Origin of the sequence: Iodobacter sp. CM08 (assembly GCF_033446605.1) — a bacterium.
GTDB lineage: Bacteria > Pseudomonadota > Gammaproteobacteria > Burkholderiales > Chitinibacteraceae > Iodobacter.
In genome coordinates this window covers 22,144-45,337 of record NZ_JAWQUO010000029.1, presented here as the reverse complement: position 1 = coordinate 45,337, position 23,194 = coordinate 22,144, and the positions used below count along the sequence as shown (strand labels likewise).

Below are 23,194 nucleotides of genomic sequence, written 5' to 3'. Positions count from 1 at the left end.
CCTTACTCTTCGGTATCGCACATCAAGGCGGCTTGCACCACTTTACGGCTAAGGTGTGGGGCAAATAGTTCGATAAAATCGTAAGCATAGCCACGTAAATAGGCATCTCTACGGATACCAATCCGGGTGGTGGAGTTGGCAAATAGGTGCGATGCATCAATGGCAACCAGCTGTTGGTCACGATCTGCCTCAAAGGCCATGCTGGCTAAAATGCCGATGCCTAAGCCAAGTGCCACGTAAGTTTTGATCACATCTGAATCGATGGCTGTGAGCACAACATTAGGCGTGAGATTAGCGGTTTCAAAGGCTTGGTTGATTTTATTACGGCCAGCAAAGGCAAAGTCATAAGTAATCAGCGGCCAAGCAGCCACGTCTTCTAGCGTGATTGGGTGATCAAGCGTTGTCAGCGGGTGGCCCAGCGGCACCACAATGCTACGGTTCCAGTTGTAGCAATCGAGCATGGCCAGCTCGGAATAATGATCAATCCCCTCGGTAGCAATCGCAATATCGGCAGCACCTTCAACCACCATTTCACTGATCTGTGTTGGGCTGCCTTGCTTAATAGATAGGCGCACCTTAGGGTAGCGCAGCATAAAGTTGTGAATGGTTTCAGGCAGGGCGTAGCGGGCCTGAGTGTGGGTGGTGGCGATAGTGAGGCTACCGCCTTCTACATTAATGAAGTCTTCACCAATACGTTTCAGGTTTTGCGCCTGCATCAGCATGCGTTCAGAAATACGCAAGATTTCTTTGCCAGGAGCGGTCACATCCACGACACGTTTGCCGTTGCGAATAAAAATTTGAACGCCTAATTCGTCTTCTAACAGGCGAATTTGCTTGGAAATGCCAGGTTGAGAGGTGTGGAGTTTTTCGGCGGCTTCTGAAACATTTAAACCTTGTTTAGCCACTTCCACTAAATAGCGCAATTGTTGCAACTTCATGGCAAATCCTTTCACATAATTATCATCACAGAATAGGGGGCGATACGCCCATCCTGATCCGCAAAACACGCGTCCTGCAAACCATAATAACTCATTCGTATAAAATCTTAACATATTCGTCTATGGGATTATAAAACCAGTTGCTATGCTGGCGAGCTGTTTGGCTTTTAGGCAACATCATGGAAATCGGATATATTGTCGCAGGCCTACTGGTGGGGTTTATTGTTGGCATGACCGGCGTGGGCGGTGGGTCCCTAATGACACCTATCTTGCTTTGGTTTGGTATTAGCCCAGCAACAGCCGTTGGCACTGATTTACTTTATGCCGCCATTACTAAGGGCAGCGGTATTTTTGTTCATCATAAAAAGAAAAATATTGATTGGAAAATCACTGGCTGGTTGGCTGCGGGTAGCGTACCTGCGGCAATTGTCACCCTATTTATTTTGCACAATCTGCATTCTGATCTTAAAGCTATCAATGCGCTGATTAAACAATCTTTGGGCATTGCGCTGATGCTGACTGCGATTGCCATTATTTTTAAACCCTTATTGCTTAAATGGGGGCAGCAGCATGCAAAGTCTTGGTTTCATTTGCCACCCGCTAGGCTAAATGGCATGACCTTAGTCGTTGGGGTGATTTTAGGGGCGATTGTTACGCTTTCTTCAATTGGCGCGGGGGCCTTGGGCACGGTGGCTTTATTTCTGCTTTACCCATTGATTTCAACATCACGCTTGGTAGGCACAGAAATCGCCCATGCGGTTCCACTGACCTTAGTGGCAGGCTTGGGCCATGCGGGCTTAGGCCATATCGATTGGCACCTTTTATCGTTTCTATTAATGGGGTCATTGCCTGGTATTTATTTCGGTAGTCATTTAACTGGCCGAGTTCCTGAAGCGGTATTGCGCCCCTGTCTGGCAGTGATGTTGGCTTTGATTGGTAGCAAGCTGGTGTTTTAGCCGTTTCTTTATCCACGAAAAACACTCAAGACACAAAAAATATATTTATAAGTGCTTTGTTCGTAATTTTTGTGTCTTTGCATGGACCATAAATTTTTTGATCTTCTTGCGTACTATCAGTCATTAATTAGAGGTTAATCACCATGACTTTTGAAGAAAAACTGGCCGACACTATCGCGCTATTGCATAAAATTGCGGGTGAATTTAGCCCCGCCGTCTTCGCCAATTCATTTGGTGCAGAAGATATGGTGATTACTGATTTAATTGCCAAATCACAGGCAAAGATCGATATATTTAGCTTGGATACTGGCCGCTTGCCAGCGCAAACGTACGCTTTAATGCAAAAGTCAGCTGAGCAATACCCAAGCCAGCCGATTAAGGTGTTTTTTCCACAAACCGCCGCTACAGAAAATTTTGTAAACCAGTACGGTATCAATGCTTTTTATGAATCGATTGAGCTACGTAAATCCTGTTGCCAGATTCGTAAAATAGAGCCATTAAAACGGGCTCTGGCGGGGAAAAAAGCCTGGGTAACTGGCTTACGCCGTGAGCAATCGCCCACCCGTACCGATTTGGGCAATCAAGAATACGATAGCGGCAATGGCTTAGAAAAATTTAACCCATTGATTGAATGGACAGAAAAAGAAGTTTGGGCCTACTTACGTGGCAATAATGTACCTTACAATGCCCTACATGATCAGCATTACCCATCGATAGGCTGTGAGCCCTGTACGCGGGCCATTTCTATGGGGGAGGATGTACGAGCGGGCCGCTGGTGGTGGGAAGATCCTGAAAATAAAGAATGTGGATTACATGTAAAGAAATAAAACGATACCCGCAGCTTGCGGGTATTTTTTTTCTACTTAAATTCCATTGACATGGTATTGCTCTCTGTCTAAATTGGTGCTGGATAAAATGCCTCCTGATGGCTTTTTGGCTAATTTTATTGGCTAGCGGCAGTTTTTTTCTTAAATAAGTGGTATTACTTACTGTTTTTAATTGGTATTAAAACCAAACAGGTGAAAACCCCAAATGAGCAAAATTCAATATCTAATTGGTGTAGATGGCGGTGGCACTGGTACCCGCATCTGTATTGCGGGCTTGGATGGTATCGAGAAAACTCGCAGTGATGGGGCGGCATCGGCTTTGGGACAGGGTATTGATAAGGCTTGGCTACATATCACCCAAGCGATTCATGCTGGCTTTGCCACGCTAGGGATTCAAGAGCCAAATTATGCAGAGTGTGCACTGGGTTTGGGCATGTCAGGCGTGCATAACGCTGCATGGGCTGCAGAGTTTGCGGAAAAAAACCCAGGTTTTGCCAAAATCATCATAGAAACAGACGGTTTTTCTACCTTGCTAGGTGCAACCAATGGCCAACATGGCGGCATTATCGCGATTGGCACAGGCTCAATTGGTGAAGCATGGTTGCCCGATGGTCAACGCCTAGAAGTGGGTGGCTGGGGTTTTCCAACCTCCGATGAAGGTAGTGGCGCATTTTTGGGCTTAAAAGCGATTAACCATGTGCAACGCATCATTGATGGTCGCCGCTCAATGACTGATTTTGGCCGTAAATTGCTTTCAATCACGGGTAGTAGCAAGGCCGATGTTTTTGCTTGGATGGGGAAAATGAAGCAGGGTGAATGTGCTTCCCTATCGCCAGTTGTGGTTGAGTTTGGCGCGAGCGATGAATATGCAAGGGCTTTTTTGCTAGAGGCTGGGCAAGAAATCGAGGCAATAGGCAAGGCTTTGCGGGCTAATCATCCAGAGCTGCCGCTGGCAATTTGCGGTGGCGGCTTATCTGAAGCGATGCGCCCGTATATTTCTGCTGATTTTTTGGCGACAACGATTCGGCCACAGAAAGATTCATGCGCTGGTGCCTTGATCCTCATTTACCAGTCGCTGGTGCCTTGATTTTTAGTTATTTAAGCGAGTAGCCTGCCAAGCTTAGAGCTAACTTACTGAAAAAATGCTAGATTTACTCATATTTTATGTATTTTTTTGCTAGGCTAGCTTAAGTTTACAGCCTACTAGGCTCTGTTTCATTTGATTCTTCGCTGTGTTAAGTTGTAAATCAAATGTCAACAGAGCTTAGCAAAAAGCACTAAAACAAGAGGAGGGCTTAGCTCTCCTTTGTTTTGAACCATTATTAGATGTGATGCAGTGCGTAAAAGTGGGTTTCACGAGTATTTAGAAAACTTTAAACACCTGAGGGCGCAGTTTGTGTGCCCAATACTGAACAAGGCGCAGGCAGCTGCTCCCCTATATTCAGCCTAGGAATGTAGCGATATAAGTATTTGCAGTGGCTTTCGAGCTTTTCGTGTATGAAGCCTTTGGGGCGAATGCTGCGTGCTGGCTCAGATCGTCATCAACGATGGATATTGGCCTTTTTCTCGCGTTCATCGCTGTAATATGTTCGCATTGTTTCTAAAATAAACCGCCGTAAAGAAGACCAATAATGCTGCCACAACAAAAACTACTCGTGCTTCGCCCTGATGCAGATAGCTCAACCCCGCTTTATTTACAACTTGGGCATAAATTAGCGGCGGCTATTCACGCTGGCTTTTGGCTGGCTGATGACCCCCTACCGTCTGAGCGTAATTTATGCGAAATATTGGGTGTATCTAGAGTAACCGCACGCAAAGCTTTAGACCTACTTTTGGCTGACGGGTTGATTATTCGGCGTCATGGCGCTGGAACCTATATCACGCCAAAATTAGAGCAACCATTAAATAAGCTGACTAATCTATCCGAGATGCTCAAGCAGCGTGGGTTTACACCAGGCTCTCGTTGGCTCAAGCGTGAGGTGGTGCTGGCCAGTGCTGAAGAGCAGTTAAAGCTTAATCTTGCCGCCAATAGCAAAGTAAGCCGCTTGCAACGCGTGCGCACCGCCAATGATGTGGTGATGGCTTTAGAGGAAACAGCGTTGCCTTTTTCGCTAGTGCCAGATCCCTCGCTTATTGGGGATTCCCTGTATGAATATCTGCGTGGTGCACGTTTATCTGTTGTAAGAGCGATACAAAACATTGCCGCAATCAACGCAACAGAAGCTTTATCTCAGCTGGTTGATGTCGCACCGGGTGATGCAATGCTGCATTTAACCCGAGTGGGTTATCTAGAGAATGGAGTGGTTTGTGAGCTAACGCATTCTTATTTCCGCAATGATTACTACGATTTTGTGGTGGAACTGCATAAGTAAGTTACTGTTATTTAATAATAATTTTATTATTATTTTATTTTTTGATGTAGTCGAATTCAAATCTTCTTCGTTGTTGCCTACATTTTTGTTTTGTGGGCCATTTCTGTCTTTTTCCGCTTGTCTGCTTCTTACCCCCTTTTCCTTTTACTTGGGCTATTCACCATTGCGGTAATTTGTTGTAATCTGGGTGAGTATAAGTAAAAACCATAATTCCACTTGCTGGGTATTTTTAAATAAAAAATAGATAAAAAGTGTTATTTAATGCCACTTCAGCATGGATCATCACGCATTTGTTAATACCAATTTTTGGTGAATCCAAATTTTTAGGATTTAGTCAATGAGGGCTTACTCTGGTGCAGATGTGCCTTAAATTGGCTCGATGTGGTTTTACATAAATGAATTGACGTATAGCGTAATTTTTCATTATGGTTGCCGCGCCCGTACAGAAATGGCTAGCTGTCGCTAGTACTTACGATTTACTTTGGAGATGCAGTAATGAAATTGAAATTCATTTTGGCCGTATCCGCTGCAGTTTTTTCTGCAACAACGATGAGCGCTTTAGCTGCAGAAAAAGTAAAGGTTGAGTATTGGTCTAACAGCTTGTCGCCAAAATTTGATGGCGCAATGAAAGAGTTAACGACTAAATTCAATGCTTCGCAGTCTGAAGTAGAAGCGGTGTGGGTTGATGTAGGCTGGGATGCCTTCCAGCAAAAAGTGATTACGGCTGTTGCCAGTGGCAATGTGCCAGGTTTGGTGAATTTGCCTAAGCCTTGGATGGATCAGTTTGCCCAATCAAAAATGATTGAACCAATCACCAAGCAAGTTGCTAGCTTTAAAAATGTTTACACTGAAGGTGCGCTGAAAGATGCAACTTACGCGGGTGATAAACAAATTTACGGTATGCCTTGGTACCAAGTGACCGGTGTGCTGTTTTATAACAAAGATTTACTGGCTAAGGCCGGTGTAAAAGAAGCGCCAGCAACTTTTAGCCAGCTGCTGCAAGTAGCTAAGCAAGTTAAAGAAAAAACCGGCGTGGCTGGGTTTGCTCCAAAAGTAAATGAAGAGTTCTCTGCTTGGTTCTTGTATGAAGGCCTAGATGTTGTGAAAGACAACAAGGCTGTTTTTAATAGCCCAGCTCACATCAAACTGATTGAGCAGTTTAAAGATGCTTACGCTTCTGGCGCTTTTCCAAAAGACGTGTTCAAAATGCAATTTGAAAATAGAATTGCAGCTTATGGCGCACAAAAAATTGCCATGTTTACCGATGGTGCGCACGCTTTAAAACGCACTAAAACAGACGCGCCTAAAGTTTACAATGCAACGGGTGTAGCAGGTTTCCCATTAGCGGGCGGTGAAACACCCTTTGGTGGTTTCTTATTTATGTGGTCGGTGCCTAAAGGCGCTAAAAACGTAGATGCGGCGATTAAACTGGGCAAATTTCTGACTAACGATGAATCGCAATTGGCATTTGCTAAGGCTTCATCGACTTTCCCATCTACTAATAAATCGCTGGATGACGCTTATTTCCAATCAGGTGCTAAATCGACTGATCCGGTAGAAAAAGGCACAGCAGTGGCTGCAACGCATATCAAAATTTCACGTACTCTTTCAGTCAGTGGATTGCCTGATGAAGCAGGTATGAATAAAACACTAGATGCGGCTGTATTAGAAGCGGTAACAGGCCGCAAGCCCGTTAAAGCTGCTTTAGATGAAGCGGTTAATTTTTGGAATAAAAAATTAGCGACAGTTAAGAAGTAAAAATAGATTTGATTCTGCTTTGAATCAAACTCTTCCAAGTAATCTCTGTTAGGATTGCTTGGAAGAATAAAAAAACCACAATATTAATTGTGAATGCAATTAATTTAATGTGGTAATAAAAGTAGTGGAATATATTCCAACTAGATTTGTCGAAAACCCCAAGAGGAAGACAAGATGAAACTCAAAAAAATGTTGATTGTTGGCGCGGCTTTGTTTGCTGGCGTTAATGCCCAAGCTGCAGATACAGAATTAGAATTCTGGACGATGAACATGCAGCCTAAGTTCAATGCTTATTTTGAACAAGCTACTGCTAAGTTCAATGAAAGCAATCCAGGCCTCAAGGCTAAATGGGTTGATATGAACTGGGATCAAATTCAGCCTAAACTGATTGCTTCTATTGCTGCTGGCAATCCACCTGCGCTGGTTAACTTTAATGTGCCTTGGGTGCATGAGTTTGCTGCACAAGGCAATATTCTGCCTATCGACCAATTCCTTGGTGCGAACAAAGCGGTTTACTCTACAAATGCAGTGAAAGATGTACAAGTTAAAGGCCAGATGTATGCCTTCCCTTGGTACAACTCCACACAAATCATTGCTTATAACAAAGATATTTTTGCTAAAGCTGGTATCAAAAACGCGCCAAAAACATTTGACGAGTTTATTGCAATTGGTAAGCAAATTAAGGCTAAAACAGGCGTAGCTGCTTTCGCTCCTAAAATGAGCGATATGATTGGCTTCTTCTTCTATGCAGGTTTGCCAGTCATTACTGATGGTAAGGCGGTATTTAATTCGCCTAAGCACGTTGCTTTTGTTCAGAAGTTTGCTGATCTGTATAAAGCGGGTGTAATGCCTAAAGATGTTTTCAAAATGGCTTTCGAGCAAGAAATCGCTGCGTATAACAGCGGTAAAATCGCCATGATGACTACAGCTGCGCAAGGCCTGAAGCGTACAGAAACAGATGCTAAAGCCATTTACGACAAAACTGAAGTTGCTCCATTCCCACTTGATGCGGGTAAGCTGAACTTGGGTTCATGGATGATGGATTTCGTTATTCCTAAGGGCACAAAAGATCCAGCAGCTGCGGCTAAACTGGGTATCTTTTTGACAAACGATGACCAACAGCTTGCTTTCTCTAAAGCAACTGAATCAACTATGCCTTCTACTAAGAAAGCTAACTTGGATCCATACTTCCAGTCTGGTGCTAAGAGCGCAGATGTAGTGGATCGCGCACGCGCGGTTGCTGCTAAATCAATGGACAATGCACGTACATTGACCCTGACTCCAGGCACATTGCCAGATGAAACAGTGATGACTAAGAAGCTGCAAGAAGAAATTCAAAACGCAGTTGAAGGTCGTAAATCTGTGAAAGAAGCATTGGATACAGCAGTAGCGGCTTGGAACGAAAAGCTAAAGAAGTAAAAAGAAATTAGCCGTTCTATGTTCTAATGAACGGAATTGCCCAATTGGGTAATTCCGTTTTTTCCCGAATATTATAATTACAGTCGAGTAGCGCCGTGAAAAACTCCAGCAGCTATACAGGCATTGCCTATTTATTCTTGGCGCCAGCCCTTATTCTGATGGGTATCTTTACCTTTTGGCCAGTAGGGTATAACGCGTACTTGGCGTTTAACGACTACAGCATTTCAGATGGTGTGGCCACTTGGAATAACTTTGCGCATTTTAAATATATTGCACACGAAGAACTTTTTCATCAAGCACTTAAAAACTCTCTACTTTATCTTTTAATTGTGCCCGTGATTCAAATTGCCGCTCTCTTGGTGGCTAAGTTGGTGAATAATAAATTGCTAGGAATGACTTTTTTCCGCGCGGCCTTTTATATCCCTGTTATTACTGCCGTTTCAATTGCCGGTGTAGTTTGGGTAAACGTTTATAAATACGACGGTATTCTGACCTGGTTTTTGCAAATGCTGCACCTGATTCCACAAGGATCAGATGGCCAAGTAGATTGGCTAGGTAATCCTGATTTCGCTCTTTTTGGCGTAATGATGTTTACCTTCTGGAAAGGGATTGGCTGGTTTATGGTTTTATACCTTGCAGGTTTGCAAGCGATTCCTAAAGAAGTGGAAGAAGCAGCAATCTTGGATGGTGCAAATGTATTTCAGCGTTTTTGGAGAATCACCGTGCCGATGGTGAAGCCAACCATCTTGCTTTGTACACTGATGTCGACCATTGCCGCCTTAAAGACATTCCAAGAAGTGATCGTATTGACGAAAGGGCAGGCTGATACATATACCTCCTTGTTCTACGTTTACGATCAAGCTTTCCGCAATTACAATTTTGGTCGCGCAGCTGCGGCTGGTCTGGTTGTGACCTTCTTCTGCATGATTCTTGCGGCCATTCAATTTCGCTTCTTAGGCGAAAAGAAATAATCGAGGAATAAGAAATCATGGCAATGGGTAAACAACTACAAACTGCTTTAACATTATCAGGGCAATATGCTGGCCTGATTGCGTTTGGTATCTTCACTACATTCCCGTTTATTTGGGCTTTGTCCGTGGCTTTATCGGGAGATCCTTCTAATACTTGGCTTTTTCCACGCTCATTTATTCCTACAGATATTAGTCTGATGTGGTTTAAACGCGTGTTTGATGAAATGCCGTTTATGACGTATATGAAAAACTCCACCTTAATGACCGTCGAAAGTATTATTGGGGTATTAACCGTGTCTATTTTGGCGGGCTATCCGCTGGCGCGTCTTAAGTTTCCTGGGCGTAACTTTATTTTTGTGGCGATTCTGGCCACGATGATGTTGCCATCTGAAGTGGCGATTATTCCTAACTTTATTACCTTAAAGCACCTTGGTTTGTTAGATACGCATTTGGGCGTCATTATTCCTAACTTTGCTGCGGCTTTCGGCATTTTCTTAATGAAGCAGGCATTTGAAGCTGTGCCGCAAGATTTAGTGGATGCGGCCCGCGTGGATGGTGCTACTGAGATGCAAATCTTATGGCGTGTGATGGTGCCGGTTTCTGGCCCATCTATTGCGGCGTTGGGGATTTTTTCCTTGGTGAATGCTTGGAATGATTACCTCTGGCCTTCAATTGTGATTTCCACTCGGGATAAATTGCCATTGGCGGTAGGGGTGTTTAATGACCTAACAGGGCCATTTGCAACTTCATACAGCATGGTAATGGCTGCAATTGTAATGACTGTGATTCCTGTATTGATTTTCTTTGCCTTTACCCAGCGTTTCTTTATCGGCGGCATGGATGGCGCGGTGAAGTAATTATTAATGGCTGTATTGGCATGAGATCACCTGCTAATTCGCAGGTCCCCTATTTAGACAGTTTGCAAGGAATCGAGATATGGCTTCGGTTACGCTCAGTAAAATTAAGAAAAACTACACCAAAGATGTTTGTGTGATCAAAGGTGTAGATTTAGAAATTCAAGATGGCGAGTTTGTGGTGTTTGTTGGCCCTTCGGGCTGTGGTAAATCTACCTTGCTACGCATGATTGCGGGCCTAGAAGACATCACCGAAGGCGAGTTAAAAATTGGTGATGTAGTGGCCAATGATTTACACGCATCCAAGCGTGGTATCGCTATGGTGTTTCAGTCTTACGCCCTTTACCCGCATATGAGCGTGTATGAAAATATGGCGTTTGCACTGAAGCTGGCCGGTACGGATAAAGCTGAAATTGACAGCCGAGTTAAAGGTGCTGCCGAAGTCTTGCAAATGACGCATTTGTTAGATCGCAAACCTAAGGCTTTATCGGGTGGACAGCGCCAGCGTGTGGCGATTGGCCGGGCGATTGTTCGTCAACCTAAAGTATTCTTGTTTGATGAGCCTTTATCTAACTTGGATGCTTCTTTGCGCCTGCAAATGCGGGTTGAGCTATCTAAGCTGCATCAAGAACTAAAAACCACCATGATCTATGTGACGCATGATCAGGTGGAAGCAATGACCTTGGCAGATCGCATTGTGGTGTTTAATGCTGGGGTGATTCAGCAGGTTGGCAGCCCATTAGAGATGTATGAGAATCCATCGAATCTGTTTGTGGCTGGTTTCTTGGGCTCGCCTAAGATGAATTTGCTAGAGGCGGATCTCGTTGCCATTGAAACAGGCTCGGCGCACGTTCGTTTGCCAGAAGGCATTCAGATTCGTGCGGCAGTGAATGCTTCTACTTGCAAAGTAGGCGATAAAGTCACCATCGGTATTCGCCCAGAGCATATGCAATTGGCGGCAGCTGATGCAATTAATTCGGTTCCTGCTCGTGTTGATTTGGTTGAGCATTTAGGCGATATCGTACTGGCTTATATCCAAGTTAAAGGCATCAGTGAAATTCTTTGTATGAAGCTGCCTGCTGAAACGGATGTGATTAAATTTGGTGATTCAATTCATGTGGTATTTCCTGAAAAGAATTGCTTGCTATTTGATGCACAAGGCTTGGCGCTCAAACGTGTTTAATTAAAGTATCAAATAAAAAAAGCTCATCACTGTGATGAGCTTTTTTTTATTTAAAAAATAAGTATTTATTTTATTGTAAGGCTTGTTCAATAAGGCCTATGGCAATGTGTTTTCTAGACCTTATCCTGCTTTTGTAGGGCGAGTGAAATCCACTCCTATTAACTTAAGCAATATGCTATTCGTAGGGCGGGTGTAACCCGCGAGCAATACTCAATAAATACGCGGGCTTTACCCATCCTATGATATTTATGATGAGTTTGAGTAAGAGACATAATCAAGTGAGCATTTATGTTATATTAATAAATAAAATTTTTTTATTTATTAATATAACTATAAAAAATAATTTAAATCAGAATGCCTCTATAAATATATTTTGGCCGGTAGGCTGATAAAAATTCAGTAAGGCTTAACTGTGCTTGAACGAGTTTTCCTCAATACTTGATCATACTAAGGAAGATAATCTATGAAGACGTCTAAGGCTCTTTTAATTGGGGTATTCAGCATGACCTTATTGAATGCAACTGCAGCAGAGCAAAAAATACGCACGCCATTTTTAGATGGTTGGGATCAAATCCCTTTAGCAGAAATGGAAAAAAAAGCGGCTGATTTTGCTGGAGCTTATTGGATTGCAGGGCCAGGACAGCGTAAACAAATGGCGCTTACCTTTGATGATGGCCCAACGGAGCACACCCGTGAGCTATTAAAAGTATTAAAGAAACACAATATTCATGCCACTTTCTTTTGGCTAGGTAAACAGGCCGAGCAATTTCCCAATATTGTTAAAGAAGCTGCTGCGGCTGGGCATACGATTGGCAATCACTCTTATGACCATCCTTATTCCAGTAAATTAAGTGCCAGTGTATTTAATTCATCACAGATTGTGCCAACACAAAAGATTTTTCAATCTATCCTAGGCTTTGCCCCCACGTTGTTTCGCCCGCCCTATGGGGATTTAAGCGATGCTGAAATGGCTTTGTTGCAAAAAAATAATATGCATGCCATTAGTTGGTCGGTGGATACCCGTGATTGGCTGGTGGCATGGAATAAAGGCCAGCCTGCAGAAATAGAAAAAGTAGTCCTCAATTACGCCCATCCCGAAGCCATTGTGTTAATGCACGACGGTGGGGGCCCACGCCAAAGCACTATTGCCGCAGTTGACGCGTTTATCCCTAAGCTTAAAGAGCAGGGCTATGAGTTTATAACGGTGGATAAGTTATTGGGTGTGGCGGGTAAGCAGTAAGAATTAAGCAGAGCACAGGCGTTTAGATTTTACCTGTGCTCTGTACGGCTTTAATTACAGCTTAATTCTTTCCGCTAAATAAGCTTTTAATACTTCGGCATCCGCAGCTAACTCATCAAAGCGTTGTGGTAAGCCTTCTAGCCCGGCCAGTGTGGCTGGGCGCTGCGGCTTTTGACCGATCGCTTCTTGCATGGTGTCTTCAAACTTAGCGGGTAGGGCGGTTTCTAGAATCACCATGGCGATATTTACATCGCGATGCTCTAGTGCCGCCTTGAAGCCGTCGGCGGTGTGTGGATCGATCTCACGGCCATAACTTGTAAACACGCTGCGGATATTACTTAGCCTATCGTCATGGGTGCTGCGGCTCGATCTAAAGCCATACACATCGTGCATTTTGGCAAAGTTTTCTTTAGAGAGCTGAAAGCCCTTGCCCGCATCAATGCCCGACCATAAATCGGCCAGTGTATCGGCATCGCGCCCTAGCAAATCAAATACAAAGCGCTCCAGATTGGATGCTTTGGTGATATCCATCGATGGGCTGGAGGTTTCATAAGTGCGATCCACGCCACGCGGATGGTAGCCACCGCTGCTAAAAAATTCATCCAGCACGTCGTTTTCATTGGTGGCCACAATTAGCTTGCGGATTGGCAAGCCCATTTGTCTTGCCATATGGCCAGCACAGATATTGCCAAAGTTGCCAGAGGGCACGCAAAAATCGACTGGATCGCCAACGGTTTTTGCTACAGCAAAATAGCCCTTAAAGTAGTAGCAAATCTGCGCTACAACTCGGCCCCAATTGATGGAATTGACCGCGCCAATTTTGTATTTTTGCTTAAAATCTGCATCGTTATTGATGGCTTTTACCATATCTTGGCAGGCATCAAACATGCTGGTAACGGCGATATTATGGATATTAGGCTCTTGCAGGCTGAACATCTGGGCGCGTTGGAAAGGGCTCATTTTGCCAGCGGGGCTAAGCATAAATACATTCACGCCTTGTTTGCCACGCATGGCGTATTCGGCTGCGGAACCGGTGTCGCCTGATGTTGCACCCACAATATTGATCTGGCGGTTTTCACGCGCCAGCACGTATTCAAACAAATTGCCCAAGAGCTGCATCGCCATATCTTTAAACGCTAGCGTCGGGCCGTTGGATAGCTGTTGCAGATAGAGGTTTTTTTCCAGAGCAATTACCGGCGTAATGTCGGCCGAGCCAAAGACTTCGCTGGTGTAAGTTTTTGCGACGAGGGCTTTGAGGTCTGCTGCCGGAATATCATCCACAAACAGGCTGATAACCTCAAACGCCAGCTCGGGATAGGGCAGGGTAGAGAGCTGCGTTAGCTTGGCAAGATCGAGCTTTGGGCAGACTTCAGGCATCACCAAGCCGCCATCCGGTGCAAGGCCACCCAGCAAGATTTCAGAAAAAGACTTAGGCGGCATACCGCCGCGAGTAGAGATATAGCGCATGGTTGCTACCTTGTTGGTCAGGGCGTAAAACCCTGTAAATCTGTGTAGGGTGGGCACGAGTGCCCACGCGATAAGTTTTAACCAGACTTGCTGCATAAATCGCAAATACGCGTGGGCACAGCTGCCCACCCTACATGGTTTCGAATATGGCGGCGTAAATGACCGTCTTACACCTTGAACCACAGAGAGCACAAAGGGGCACGGAATTTCATAGAGCAGCGTAAATAAAATACTCAGGCTTTCTCTGTGAACTATGTGCTCTCTTTTTTCTCTGTGGTTTAAGGTTTAGCTCCTGCTCATATTCAAAGTCGTTTTTGAATATTGTTGTTTAGCCGTTCAAATGCTCAAGGCGTAAACGCACGACGGGGCCGGTGATGCTGCTGAGTGCTTCAATGCCCTTGATGGCGGTGTTGATGCGTTTTTCTACCGCCAGATGCGTGATGATAATGATATCGGCACGATCTTCTTTATCGATTGGGCGCTGCAGCATGGCGTCAACCGAAATGCCGTTATCGGCCAAGAGGCGAGTGATATCGGCCAGCACACCGGGTTTGTCTTGGGTATTGATGCGCAGGTAGTAGCAGGTTTCGATTTCTTCGATGGGTAAAATCGGCAGGTCGGCCATTTGCGATGGCTGAAAAGCCAGATGCGGCACGCGCTGCTCTGGGTCTGCGGTGTGCAGACGGGTGATATCTACCAAATCAGCAATCACCGAAGACGCCGTTGGCTCGGCACCCGCACCAGGGCCGTAATACATGGTAGCGCCGACGGCATCGCCTTTCACTAGCACTGCATTCATGACGCCATCTACATTGGCGATCAGGCGGCTAGCAGGGATGAGGGTTGGGGCGACACGCAGCTCAATGCCTTGCTCGCGACGGCGAGTCATGCCCAGTAATTTAATCCGGTAGCCTAGTTCTTGAGCGTATTGGATATCAATGGCGGCTAGCTTACTGATGCCTTCTAAGTAAGCCTTATCAAACTGCACTGGAATCCCAAAAGCAATCGCGCTCATGATGGTGAGCTTATGCGCGGCATCGTGGCCTTCGATATCAAAAGTAGGGTCAGCTTCGGCGTAGCCTAGGCGCTGTGCTTCTTTCAGTACGTCAGCAAATGCTAAGCCTTTATCGCGCATTTCTGTCAGGATAAAGTTTGATGTGCCGTTGATAATGCCCGCTACCCATTCAATTTTATTAGCGGTAAGGCCTTCACGCAGCGCTTTAATCACCGGGATTCCACCAGCTACGGCGGCTTCAAATGCCACCATCACGCCTTTTTCGGTGGCACGGGCAAAGATCTCATTGCCGTATTCGGCGATCAGTTTTTTATTGGCGGTGACCACGTGTTTGCCATTAGCAATGGCGGCTAAAACTAGGTCTTTGGCAATGGTAGTGCCGCCAATTAACTCAACCACAATGTCGATGTCTGGGTTGTTCACTACGTCCATAGCATTATCGGTGAGGGTGATTTCATCACCACAGATTTCCCGAGCACGAACAAGATCACGGTTGGCAGCCATGCTAATCACAATCGGTCTGCCTGCACGGCGGGTGATCTCGATTGCATTACGTTTTAGAACGGTAACTGTTCCGCCGCCTACGGTGCCAACACCGCATAAACCAACATTGATGGGTTTCATTGATTATTCCTTATATTTATTAAGCTGTGCCGTGACGTTTTCGATAGTTTTCTAAGAAGCGGGCAATGCGGGCAATGGCATCAGTTAGATCATCAAGGTTGGGTAAGAACACCACGCGGAAATGATCAGGCTGTTGCCAGTTAAAGCCTGTGCCTTGTACCAGCAGCACTTTCTCTTCTTGTAATAGCTCTAAAATAAACTGCTGATCATCGCTAATTGGGTAAATAGCCGGATCCAGCTTGGGGAACATATACAGTGCTGCTCTTGGTTTTACGCAGCTCACTCCTGGGATCGCCGTGAGGAGCTGGTAGGCTAGATCGCGTTGCTTAGCGAGTCTGCCGGTGGGTTTTACTAAATCATTAATGCTCTGATAGCCGCCCAGCGCAGTCTGGATGGCGTATTGCGCTGGCACATTGGCACAGAGCCGCATAGTAGCGAGGATATTCAGTCCCTCGATATAATCTTTGGCTATTTTCTTATTGCCCGAAACAAACATCCAGCCCGATCTAAAGCCACAAGCGCGATAGTTTTTGGATAGGCCGTTAAAGGTAACAAATAAAATATCCTTCTCTTTTGATTCTAAAGAAGCAATCGAAGTGTGCTCTGCACCGTCGTACAGCACTTTATCGTATATTTCATCAGCATAAATAATCAGGCTGTGTTCGCGCGCAATCTGAATAATGTCTTTCAGTAGCGAATCTGGGTATAAAGCACCCGTTGGATTATTCGGGTTAATAACCACAATGGCCTTGGTTCTGGCGGTGATTTTGCTGCGAATATCATCTAGCGATGGATACCATTCATTGGCCTCATCACATAGATAATGGCGCGGCGTGCCCCCCGCAAGGCTCACTGCGGCTGTCCAGAGCGGATAGTCTGGCATGGGCACCAGTACTTCATCGCCATCGTTGAGCAGGCCCTGCATGGCCATCACGATCAGCTCGGATGCACCGTTGCCGATATAGATATCGTCTACAGTCACATCGGCAATATTCTTAGCCTGGGTGTAGTGCATGATGGCTTTGCGTGCTTGAAACAGGCCTTTGGAATCCACATAACCTGCGGCATTTGGCAGATTGCGGATCACGTCTTGGACCACTTCTTCGGGCGCATCAAAACCAAATGGCGCTAAATTACCAATATTAAGCTTGATAATCCGCTGGCCTTCTTCCTCCATCTGACGCGCTCGTTCAGGAACTGGCCCACGAATCTCGTAACAGACATTTTGTAATTTGTTTGATTTAAGAATGGAAGTCATGGCTGCGGCTAAATAAGCTAGGGAGAACGTATTCTAGCGAAAGATTGCGCTGTACTGCACTTATTAGTGCCTACGAAAACACAAAAATGAATGCAAAGTCGTATCAAGCGAGCAATAAGTTAAAATAGCCAGCATATAAAAGGATAATCATCATGAAATTACAACATGCCGCCGTCGAAAATCTGAATCAGTTCTCAGGCTATGGGGATGATTTTGTGCGGGTGAATACCGAGCAATATCAAGGCAATATGCTGGTAACGGCTAGCGAGGTCCACGTTTGGCGGCCTTTGGGCTTTGATGATTTAACCGAGGCCGATTTTAGTGCGGTGCTGGCGTACAAACCTGAAGTCATTTTATTGGGCACAGGAAAAACCATTCGCTTTCCTCATCCGCGACTCTATAGTGCACTAGCAGCCGCACATATTGGGCTGGATGTGATGGATACCGGCGCACTTTGTCGTACCTTTAATATTTTGACGTCGGAAGATCGCAAGGTGGTAGCGCTAATTGTGCATAATTAATAGACTGAGGCTTATTTAACCAAATAATTGAAAATAATTTATTCCATTTATGTATCTATTTGGAATAAATTAAATTTTATATCTATTTGGTCTTGGTTATTTTTACCTTTATGACAATTTTAGCGATTTAAGTCGGGTTTTCCTCGCTTGTTTTTAATAAGAATGACTTGTTTAATCACGATCTGAATAAAGTCGCTAAATATTCTTATGTAATATTTGAATGTCATTTGTTATGTAAAGACAATAAGGATGAATATGCTTCAACTCGATTTTTATGGCACTTTAGTGGCCGCATCACTGGTTTTGTTATTGGGGCGAAAGATTGTTGAATGGTCGCCACCGCTGCGCAATTACAGTATTCCAGAGCCTGTGGTTGGCGGCTTATTAGTTGCTGTTTTATTACTGATCGGAAGGCTTAGTTTTGGTGCCGAAGTAAAGTTTGATACCGGCATGCAAACTCCGTTGATGCTGGCGTTTTTTGCCAGTATTGGCTTAAACGCTGATCTGGCTAGCCTAAAAAAAGGCGGCCGCACGCTAGTGATTTTTACTGGAGTGGTGGTTTCAATGCTGATGATGCAAAACATCGTTGGCATTGCCGCCGCCAGCGCTATGGGCATCAATCCTTTATTGGGGCTACTGGGTGGCTCGATTACTATGTCGGGCGGCCATGGTACAGGCGCGGCTTGGAGTACGGTGTTTAGCGAAAAGTACGGCCTAGCATCCGCCACCGAAGTCGCCATGGCTTGCGCCACCTTTGGCCTAGTTATGGGCGGATTAATTGGTGGCCCCGTTGCGCGCTATCTGGTTAAAAAAGTAACCATCCCAGGCTCTGAGCGTAATAGTGACGATAACCCAACGCCTTTTGAGCAGCCCCATGCGGTACGCTTAATTACCCCGCAGGTATTTATTGAAACACTGGCCTTAATTGCCGTCAGCTTAATGGCAGGCTCGGCATTAGCCAGCGTATTAAAAGGCACGGCTTTTGAATTGCCAGGCTTCGTTTGCGTCTTGTTTATTGGCGTAGTGCTCAGAAACGGCTTATCGGCACTTGGCCTTTATCAAGTCTTTGATCGCGGCGTGTCGGTATTAGGCAATGTAAGCCTATCGCTGTTTTTAGCCATGGCCTTGATGACACTACGCTTATGGGAATTAGGCTCATTAGCCCTGCCTATGCTGGGTATTTTGGCACTGCAAGCCAGCGTAATGGCGCTATTCGCCATCTTTGTAACCTTCCGCGTAATGGGCAAAAACTACGATGCGGTAGTGTTAGCTGCCGGTAACTGCGGCTTTGGCCTAGGCGCAACGCCTACCGCCATCGCCAATATGCAAGCCGTAACCGAAAGATTCGGCCCCTCCCACATCGCCTTCTTAGTAGTGCCTATGGTTGGCGCTTTCTTTATTGATATCGCCAATGCGATATTGATTAAGCTGTTTTTATTGTTGCCGATTTATGGCTAGGGCCTGTTGCATAAAAAGACATCAATGGCTGCAGCTTGGTGCTGAATGAAACGAAGCCCCGTCAATATGGCGGGGCTTTGTCATGTGGGTGTCACGGCAGCGGCTTAGATTGGCTTACATTCTCAATTTACGGTTTCTAAAATCATGGCTCTGCTTAAATTAAGTTCTGCATTTCTTTTATTCGCCACGCTGGGCTTGAGCGCTTGTGGTGGTGATGACGCGGAGGTTGTTGTGCCGCCTGCAGCCGTGGCAACACCATTGCCCGCTAAGCTGGTAATCGGTCATCGTGGGGCTTCGGCGCTGCGTCCTGAGCACACTATTGCTGCCTATACCAAGGCGATTGAGATTGGTGCAGATGTGATCGAGCCTGATCTAGTGAGCACCAAAGATGGCGTGCTGGTGGCAAGGCATGAGAATGAGATTTCTGGCACCACCAATGTGGCGGATAAGCCAGAGTTTGCTAGCCGTAAAGCCACTAAAAATATTGATGGCGTTAGCATTACGGGCTGGTTTACCGAAGACTTTACTTTGGCCGAGCTTAAAACATTGCGTGCTAAAGAGCGTATTCCGGCGAATCGCCCTGAAAACGCTAAATTTGACGGCCAGTTTGAAATCCCTACTTTCCAAGAAGTGATGGATTTAGCTAAAGCCAAGACTAAAGAAACTGGCCGCACCATTGGTATCTATCCAGAAACTAAGCATCCTAGTTATTTTAAATCGATTAATTTGCCATTAGAAAAACGCCTAGTGGATGCGCTGCATGCCAATGGCTATAAGGGCAAAACTGCGCCGGTATTTATTCAGTCTTTTGAAGTGGCTAATTTAAAAGAAATTCGCAGCCTGACTGATTTACCAATTGTGCAGCTGCTATCTGGTTCAGGCCAACCAGAAGACTTTCGTTTAGCGGGGGATAAGCGTAGTTATGCCGATATCGCCACTGCTGCGGGCTTAAAAGAAGTGGCGCTTTATGCAAATGGAATTGGCCCTGCTAAAGATATGATTATTCCACGCGATGCCAATAATAATCTAGGCACGCCAACTGGTTTGGTAAAGGATGCGCATGCAGCTAATCTGCTGTTGCACCCTTATACTTTCCGCCCAGAAAACCCATTCTTACCAGCTAATTTGCGTAAAGGCGATGTTAAATCTCTGACCGAACGGGGCGATTTAGCAGCAGAAATTACGGTGTTTTTGCAGGCAGGAATTGATGGCTTCTTTACCGATGATCCATCCATTGGCCGTGCTGCGCTAGATGCATATTTGGGTAAAAAATAATAGGCTGAGATGATATTTTCTGTGGTGAATGAGTATTGGAAGATGGCTAAAAAAGTGATTAATGGGTCGATACTTGGTTCTGTCACCATTTGTAATTAATAAAGCAGAACACTAGCCTGTTAGTATTTTTTGTTAGAAATAAAAAAAGCATCGCTTGTAAGTGATGCTTTTTTTATGAATAAGCTAATAAAATGGTTGTTTGATTGTTTACAGGGGGAATGACTGTTTTGGTAAAAGACCTGCGGTTACAAGTTATTGTTTTTTACTTTACAATGTGGGTTGATTTTTTTGTGCCTGAGGGTGAGTAGATGTTTCGTACTATTGTTTTGAGCCTGTGTCTTTTGCTATGCACTAATCAGGCTGTTGCCGTGCCTAATAAAATTATCCTTTCTGTGAGTGCTAAATCGGGTTCAAATTTTGAGCTTGATGATGATGCGCTGGCTAAGTTGCCACAAAAGAAAATGCTGGTGCCAACGCCGTGGTTTTCTGCTGAGCAAACCTTTGAAGGGCCTTTATTGCGTGATGTACTAAAGTTGGCCAGCATTCAAAATGGCAATATTAAACTCATCGCCCTGAATGATTATGCTATTTCTATTCCTGCGAGTGATGCGTTTCAATACGATGTGATTGTAGCTAGAAAGCGTAATGGAAAATTAATGACTATCAGAGATAAAGGGCCTTTATTTATTATGTACCCTTTTCAAGATCATGCTGAATTAAGAGTTACAGAGTATTTTCGCCGTTGTAGTTGGCAACTGCGTAGTATAAAAGCTGAATAAGCAATGACTCGTTTCAGATGGATTTTAAGTTTTGTGTGCATCGTGCTGATTGTAAATTTCAGCCTGATTGTGCACTTTGAATTAGAGCAAAAAAGAGAGCTTGAACGTGTAAACCAATTGGGAATGGATAACCAGCTCTGGCAGTTTTTCCAACTCAGTAGCGAATACGCACGTTTACGCGAAGCTTTGCAGTATGGTGATCGACATCAGCTGGATGAAATCAATTTACGTTTTGATATTTACTATAGCCGCATTAATGGCTTTGTGAATAACCAAGTAGAAGTATCTTATTTATTAAGAAAAAAAGATATAAATATAACGCTGCTAAAGCCCTTGGTTGATTACATTCAGTTTGGCGAAGAAATACTGAAAAATAATCCCATTGATGAAAAAAACTGGGTTTTATTTAATAAAATAACAACCGCTCAGCAAGAGAGCGTAGATAATCTTATTCAAGCAGCACGTAGCCAAGATTCAAAATCAATTGATGATTATCGAAAAAACATTATGCATTGGGGTGAATTGCGTATTGTGTTGGCTACAACGCAAATTTTAATTTTGCTGCTATTTGCATCTTTGGGCGTTTATGCACTATGGAAAACAGAAACCAGCCGAAAAAAATTAGCGGAGTTTGCGATTACCTTGCAGGAGGCTAGATTACAAGCCGATGTGGCTAATGCTGCTAAAAGTCGATTTTTGGCCCATATTAGCCACGAAATTAGAACCCCTCTCACCTCTATTCTTGGCTATACCGATCGACTTTTACGTAAAAAAACGTTGGATATAGAAGGGAGGCGCGAGATTGGCTATATTGAAAATAGCGGCACGCATTTATTAAGTTTGCTTAATAATGTTTTAGATTTATCTAAGTCTGAGCATAATAAAATATCCCTTATTATAGAAACGATTAGCTTAAAACAATTAAGAGTTGAACTTGAAGCCATGTTTAATATGATGGCCAAAGAAAAAGGTTTAAGATTTAATGTTTTTTTTGATGATAGCTTAGAGCTTGATTTAAGTTTAGATGCTGGTAAGCTGCGCCAAATTTTAATTAATTTACTGGGTAATAGTCTTAAATTTACTCAGCGTGGAGCGATTAGCTTAACGCTTTATGGTAAAAAAGAGGCGCATTGTTATCTTTTGCATGCTGCAGTTGTAGATAGTGGTTGTGGCATTAAAAAAGAAGATCAGGCTTTGATTTTTTCACCTTTTGAGCAGAGTAAAGTGGGGCAATTAGCTGGGGGAACAGGGCTGGGTTTGTCTTTAAGCCGTGATTATGCTCGGCTAATGAAAGGCGACATTGTTTTTAGTAGCCAAGAAGGGGTGGGTAGTGAGTTTGTTGTCACTATTGAGGCTCAAGTTGTTGCTGCATCAGTTAGCGCTTCACTTATTGGCCAATCGCAGCAGCCATCCTTAATGGGCCGCATTATCTTGGTGGTGGAAGATGAAACGATTAATCGTGAAATGATTTGCGGCATTTTACAAGATTTTGGTGCCACTACTTTACAAGCTTGCAATGGCTTTGAAGCTATCTTTCAAGTGAAACAACATCCTGCTATTGATAGCATTATCATGGATTATCAAATGCCCCAAATGGATGGCATGGCCGCGGCAGGCATTTTGCGGCAGCAGCAATGGAAAAAGCCGATTTACTTAGTCTCAGCCAGCCCCTTAGAAGAGTTGCAGCAGGAGACTGGCTTTGTGGCTTTTAGCGGGCATTTAAGAAAGCCGTTTAAAATTGATGAATTGCTTTTGCTTTTAGGCAAATGGCAAGACAATAATTATAAGCAAACAGGTGGCTTGTTAGATTATCAAACCGCGCTTAATTCGCTAGGATTTAAGTTTGAGCGCTATTTAGCTTTAAGCCAAAAAGGCTTAAATAGGGTGGCTGAATTAGAACTGCTCTATAAATCAGCGCTTAAACAGCAGGAGTTAAATGAGGCGGTGCGTTACGCACATAGCGCGAAAGGAATTGCATTGCAAATTGGGGCGATTATTTTGGGCCAGCATTGGTCTGCGCTTGAGGTGGAGCCTGATTATGATGTAATAGCGGTACTTAGCCAGGTGCGTGAGGATACGCAAAAAGAGCTAGATAAATTGCAAGATATGCCGATTGTTTAGTTGCTATTCAAACGCTGATGTTGTTTTTTTATTATCTATAAAACGCAGTGCCTTTTATATTTGCTCTGATTTTAGATTTTAGATTTTAGATTTTAGATTTTAGATTTTAGATTTTAGATTTGGGGTTTGGCGTGCTTAATATCAAGCCAATAAAAAAG

19 protein-coding genes are annotated in these 23,194 nt (G+C 44.3%); 15 read left to right on the top strand and 4 right to left on the bottom strand.

Features of this window, described 5'->3' with window-relative positions:
- Positions 1-2: 2 nt before the first annotated feature.
- Positions 3-938 (bottom strand): HTH-type transcriptional regulator CysB, encoded by a 936-nt coding sequence (cysB, locus tag R6242_RS15975; RefSeq protein WP_293932789.1) that lies wholly within the window; start codon positions 936-938, stop codon positions 3-5.
- A gap of 179 nt (positions 939-1,117) precedes the next feature.
- Between cysB and R6242_RS15970 the strand changes: the two genes are divergently transcribed.
- The 10 genes from R6242_RS15970 (at position 1,118) to R6242_RS15925 (ending at position 12,518) form a co-directional block, all read left to right on the top strand.
- Positions 1,118-1,894 (top strand): sulfite exporter TauE/SafE family protein, encoded by a 777-nt coding sequence (locus tag R6242_RS15970; protein WP_293932790.1) that lies wholly within the window; start codon positions 1,118-1,120, stop codon positions 1,892-1,894.
- 143 nt (positions 1,895-2,037) lie between these two features.
- Complete coding sequence (locus R6242_RS15965; protein ID WP_318428621.1) at positions 2,038-2,721, top strand: phosphoadenylyl-sulfate reductase; 684 nt, start codon at positions 2,038-2,040, stop codon at positions 2,719-2,721.
- Between the two features lie 205 nt (positions 2,722-2,926).
- Positions 2,927-3,808, top strand: a complete 882-nt coding sequence (locus tag R6242_RS15960; RefSeq protein ID WP_318428619.1) for a BadF/BadG/BcrA/BcrD ATPase family protein — start codon at positions 2,927-2,929, stop codon at positions 3,806-3,808.
- Positions 3,809-4,352: 544 nt separating this feature from the next.
- The gene (locus R6242_RS15955; RefSeq protein WP_293932794.1) at positions 4,353-5,093 is read left to right on the top strand and encodes a GntR family transcriptional regulator; all 741 of its coding nucleotides are present in this window, start codon (positions 4,353-4,355) and stop codon (positions 5,091-5,093) included.
- A 495-nt stretch (positions 5,094-5,588) separates the two neighbouring features.
- On the top strand, positions 5,589-6,851 hold the full coding sequence (locus R6242_RS15950; RefSeq protein ID WP_318428616.1) for a sugar ABC transporter substrate-binding protein: 1,263 nt from the start codon (positions 5,589-5,591) through the stop codon (positions 6,849-6,851).
- A 174-nt stretch (positions 6,852-7,025) separates the two neighbouring features.
- Complete coding sequence (locus R6242_RS15945) at positions 7,026-8,270, top strand: sugar ABC transporter substrate-binding protein (RefSeq protein WP_318428614.1); 1,245 nt, start codon at positions 7,026-7,028, stop codon at positions 8,268-8,270.
- A 95-nt stretch (positions 8,271-8,365) separates the two neighbouring features.
- Entirely contained in the window at positions 8,366-9,241 is an 876-nt protein-coding gene (locus tag R6242_RS15940) for a sugar ABC transporter permease (protein WP_318428612.1), read from the top strand.
- A 17-nt stretch (positions 9,242-9,258) separates the two neighbouring features.
- Positions 9,259-10,098 carry a carbohydrate ABC transporter permease gene (locus R6242_RS15935; RefSeq protein WP_293932798.1) on the top strand — a complete coding sequence of 280 codons (840 nt, stop codon included), beginning with the start codon at positions 9,259-9,261 and terminating at the stop codon, positions 10,096-10,098.
- 79 nt (positions 10,099-10,177) lie between these two features.
- The gene (locus tag R6242_RS15930) at positions 10,178-11,278 is read left to right on the top strand and encodes an ABC transporter ATP-binding protein (protein ID WP_293932799.1); all 1,101 of its coding nucleotides are present in this window, start codon (positions 10,178-10,180) and stop codon (positions 11,276-11,278) included.
- 463 nt (positions 11,279-11,741) lie between these two features.
- The gene (locus R6242_RS15925; protein ID WP_318428610.1) at positions 11,742-12,518 is read left to right on the top strand and encodes a polysaccharide deacetylase family protein; all 777 of its coding nucleotides are present in this window, start codon (positions 11,742-11,744) and stop codon (positions 12,516-12,518) included.
- A 54-nt stretch (positions 12,519-12,572) separates the two neighbouring features.
- On the opposite strand, the gene thrC is transcribed toward R6242_RS15925, so the two are convergent.
- From thrC to R6242_RS15910, 3 genes are all read right to left on the bottom strand, one after another.
- A complete protein-coding gene (thrC, locus tag R6242_RS15920; protein WP_318428609.1) occupies positions 12,573-13,985 on the bottom strand; it encodes a threonine synthase in 1,413 nt (470 codons plus the stop codon).
- Between the two features lie 328 nt (positions 13,986-14,313).
- Positions 14,314-15,624, bottom strand: coding sequence for a homoserine dehydrogenase (locus tag R6242_RS15915; protein ID WP_318428607.1), 1,311 nt, complete (start codon positions 15,622-15,624; stop codon positions 14,314-14,316).
- Between the two features lie 19 nt (positions 15,625-15,643).
- The gene (locus R6242_RS15910) at positions 15,644-16,882 is read right to left on the bottom strand and encodes a pyridoxal phosphate-dependent aminotransferase (protein ID WP_293936982.1); all 1,239 of its coding nucleotides are present in this window, start codon (positions 16,880-16,882) and stop codon (positions 15,644-15,646) included.
- 152 nt (positions 16,883-17,034) lie between these two features.
- On the opposite strand from R6242_RS15910, the gene R6242_RS15905 reads away from it, so the two are divergent.
- From R6242_RS15905 to R6242_RS15885, 5 genes are all read left to right on the top strand, one after another.
- Entirely contained in the window at positions 17,035-17,403 is a 369-nt protein-coding gene (locus R6242_RS15905) for an Mth938-like domain-containing protein (RefSeq protein WP_318428604.1), read from the top strand.
- 255 nt (positions 17,404-17,658) lie between these two features.
- The gene (gltS, locus tag R6242_RS15900; protein WP_318428602.1) at positions 17,659-18,861 is read left to right on the top strand and encodes a sodium/glutamate symporter; all 1,203 of its coding nucleotides are present in this window, start codon (positions 17,659-17,661) and stop codon (positions 18,859-18,861) included.
- 144 nt (positions 18,862-19,005) lie between these two features.
- The gene (locus R6242_RS15895) at positions 19,006-20,136 is read left to right on the top strand and encodes a glycerophosphodiester phosphodiesterase (protein WP_318428600.1); all 1,131 of its coding nucleotides are present in this window, start codon (positions 19,006-19,008) and stop codon (positions 20,134-20,136) included.
- 368 nt (positions 20,137-20,504) lie between these two features.
- The gene (locus R6242_RS15890) at positions 20,505-20,915 is read left to right on the top strand and encodes a hypothetical protein (RefSeq protein WP_318428597.1); all 411 of its coding nucleotides are present in this window, start codon (positions 20,505-20,507) and stop codon (positions 20,913-20,915) included.
- Between the two features lie 3 nt (positions 20,916-20,918).
- Positions 20,919-23,036 carry an ATP-binding protein gene (locus R6242_RS15885; RefSeq protein WP_318428595.1) on the top strand — a complete coding sequence of 706 codons (2,118 nt, stop codon included), beginning with the start codon at positions 20,919-20,921 and terminating at the stop codon, positions 23,034-23,036.
- The last annotated feature ends 158 nt before the right edge of the window (positions 23,037-23,194 follow it).